The organism is Gemmatimonas sp. (assembly GCF_044345575.1).
Taxonomy (GTDB): Bacteria; Gemmatimonadota; Gemmatimonadetes; order Gemmatimonadales; family Gemmatimonadaceae; genus Gemmatimonas.
On record NZ_JBIJAW010000417.1, the window covers coordinates 1 to 2692 of the forward strand.

General features: G+C 65.0%; 4 protein-coding genes. 2 read left to right on the top strand and 2 right to left on the bottom strand.

What is annotated here, in order from left to right; all coding sequences use genetic code 11:
• Nucleotides 1-88 precede the first annotated feature (88 nt).
• A complete protein-coding gene (locus ACIQ6O_RS16035) occupies nucleotides 89-475 on the top strand; it encodes a type II toxin-antitoxin system VapC family toxin (RefSeq protein ID WP_396208776.1) in 387 nt (128 codons plus the stop codon).
• 14 nt (nucleotides 476-489) lie between these two features.
• Here ACIQ6O_RS16035 and ACIQ6O_RS16040 read toward each other — a convergent pair whose 3' ends face one another.
• The gene (locus ACIQ6O_RS16040) at nucleotides 490-1911 is read right to left on the bottom strand and encodes an alpha/beta hydrolase family protein (protein WP_396208777.1); all 1422 of its coding nucleotides are present in this window, start codon (nucleotides 1909-1911) and stop codon (nucleotides 490-492) included.
• Nucleotides 1912-1962: 51 nt separating this feature from the next.
• Between ACIQ6O_RS16040 and ACIQ6O_RS16045 the strand changes: the two genes are divergently transcribed.
• Nucleotides 1963-2577, top strand: a complete 615-nt coding sequence (locus tag ACIQ6O_RS16045; RefSeq protein ID WP_396208778.1) for a class I SAM-dependent methyltransferase — start codon at nucleotides 1963-1965, stop codon at nucleotides 2575-2577.
• A 23-nt stretch (nucleotides 2578-2600) separates the two neighbouring features.
• On the opposite strand, the gene ACIQ6O_RS16050 is transcribed toward ACIQ6O_RS16045, so the two are convergent.
• Nucleotides 2601-2692: SDR family oxidoreductase (locus tag ACIQ6O_RS16050; RefSeq protein WP_396208779.1), on the bottom strand; the 92-nt coding region annotated here is incomplete at its 5' end.

The following is a 2692-nucleotide window of genomic DNA, read 5'->3' on the forward strand; positions in this document are numbered from 1 at the left end:
TGGGCTTTCTGGCAGGCGAGATCGCGGTGCCCAAGGACTTCGACCGCATGGGCGAGGATGAGATTGCCGCCTTGTTCGGCCTCGGCGCGTGAAGCTGCTACTCGACACCCAGGTGTTGCTCTGGGCGGCTGGCAACTCCAAGCGGCTCACGGCCAGTGCGCGCAAGCTGCTAAACGATCCCGGCAACGACCTGTGGTTTAGCGCAGTAAGCCTCTGGGAGATCACCATCAAGAACTCCCTCGGCCGCAAGGACTTTCGGGTCGAACCACGCGTGTTGCGCCGTGGCCTCCTGGACAATGGATACACGGAACTCGCCATCACCAGCCAGCACGCGGTCAGTGTTGAGGGGCTGCCGGATATTCATCGCGATCCCTTCGATCGCCTCCTGCTGGCACAGGCGCTCAGCGAAGGCATCACGCTGGTGACTGCCGACGCCCTGCTTGCAACGTATCCGGGACCGATCCGAAAGATCTGATGCCCGTCAGCTGACTACGGCCGGCGCGCGGCCGCCCGCTCCGCCTCGAGCATCAGCCCTGCCGCCGTCCCCCGCTTGAACCCCTTCCAGTAGGTGTGGGACGCGAGTGGATTGCCGCTGCGATCGACGGCGTACACGCCGTCTTTCCCATTCGGCACCAGCTGCAGATAGGCAAGCGTGCTGCTGTCGCCCTTGAGGCGCGCGTTGAAGTGCGCCGTGACGAAATGCGCCAGGATGTTGTTCATGCGACGCGTATCCCACATGGGGTCGGCGTAGTGCGTGAACGGGAAGGACTTGAGCGCTTCTGAGAAGGCGTAGCTCTCGGCGGGCGCCGGAATCGGTGCACCGGCGTTGTGTCCCGCCCCGAGAAATGTGAGCAGATAGCGATCGGCGTTGACCGCTCCGCGAAACAACGCGCGCGTCCCGTTCTCATACCCCGAGACGTCGTCGGCACTGCCGGCAACGAACAGCGTGGGGGTGCGAATGCCGGCCAAGCCTGCGGCATCCCAGAAGCCGGCTTGCATGCCCCACGGACCAATGGCCACCGCCGCGGCGATGCGTGTATCTCCGCCGGTCTGCTGATACGATGGCGTGTCGGCGCTGCGCTCGAGCAGCAGCGCCCGCGGCGGCGCACCCGGCAATGTGGCGGCCGCCGTTCTGAAGCCACCGCCGATGGCGTTGACCACGCCGTACCCGCCCATCGAATACCCAATGACGCCGGTGCGGCTCACGTTTACCCGACCAGCGAGGAAACTCTTCGACGCCGGTGCGGCAAGCTCGGCAATCGATCGCAACACGAACAGTTGATCGAGTGGCCGATTGTACAGCGTACTGGCGAATGCCTTGGCGTTGTCGTACGTGCTTTCCGCGTGATCGATGGAGACCACAACGTAGCCCTTGCTGGCCAGGTTCTCGCCGAGGTGGCTGAGCAGGTAGCGATTGCCGGGGTATCCGTGTGAGATGATGACCAGCGGAAACGGCGCGTCACCATCACGCGGCGCGGCATCGCGCATGGCTCGGCCGAAGAGCGATACGGTGACCGTTGGGTCGCGCATGATGACCCGATATTCTCCGAGCCGTTCGGAGCTCGGGCCCGCCGCGGGATACCACACTTCGAGCGTGAGAGACCGGTCGTATCGCGCGGTACTGTCCCCGGCGATCATGCGCAGTACATCGCGTCGGTTGCGGTCGGTTACGCTGATAGTCCGCACGCCAATGGGATACGCGCCGAGGGTGGCCAGCTCAGGCGCCAGCGGCGTGACGACATCGATGCGTTGATCAGTCGGTGCAACGGGCGCGCTCTGTGCGCCGACGCCGTTGAGCATGCCAACGGTCAGCGCGATGGCCGCCAGCGTGGCGGTCCGCGTGTTCGCGACTCGCGCGTGGGTGGTTTTGCCGGCAGCATGCAGGGCGAGCGCATCGCGTGGTGTGGTCATGTGCCTATAGTATTGATCAGGCCGACCGTCACGCTACTGGACATATTCGCCATGAACCGAACCGAACACTGGGAGCACGTCTATCGCACCAAGGCGGTGGACACGGTGAGCTGGTATCAGGCCGAACCGACCTTATCGCTCGCCATCATCGCCGAGGTTGCGCCGTCGCGTAATGCGCGGATCATCGATGTGGGCGCCGGTGCATCGCGGCTGACGGATGCGCTGCTCTCGCGGGGATACGAGCATCTCACGGTGCTCGATATCTCTGCTGCCGCGCTCGACGTATCTCGCGCGCGTCTCGGCGACGCCGCCGCACCGGTCACGTGGCTGGCGGCCGATGTGCTCGAGGTGGCACTGGCTCCCTCGGCGTACGACGTGTGGCACGATCGGGCGGTCTTTCACTTCCTCACCGACGCCGCCGATCGGGCCCGCTACGTTCAGCAGCTACGCACTGCGCTGCGCGCCGGAGGCCATGCGATCGTGGCGACCTTCGCTGACGATGGGCCACTGCGTTGCAGTGGGCTGGAGACTTGCCGTTACAGCGACCTGTCGTTGGCGGCGGAGTTTGGTGAGGCGTTCGACTTGGTCGCGTCACATCGCGAAGAGCACACCACCCCGAGCGGTGGTGTGCAGGCCTTCACGTATGTGGTACTGCGGATGCGCTGAGAGGTGGGTGTGCGGGCGGCGGCTCAGCCGAACACCAGCCCGCCATCCACGATCAGATTCTGCCCTGTCACGGAACGCGCCCACGGGCTCGCGAAGAACAGCACCGTATCGGCCA

Excerpts from the sequence above, each read along its gene's own strand:
- ACIQ6O_RS16040 (WP_396208777.1), bottom strand. The coding sequence starts at position 1,911 with ATGACCACACCACGCGATGCGCTCGCCCTGCATGCTGCCGGCAAAACC.
- ACIQ6O_RS16045 (WP_396208778.1), top strand. The coding sequence starts at position 1,963 with ATGAACCGAACCGAACACTGGGAGCACGTCTATCGCACCAAGGCGGTG.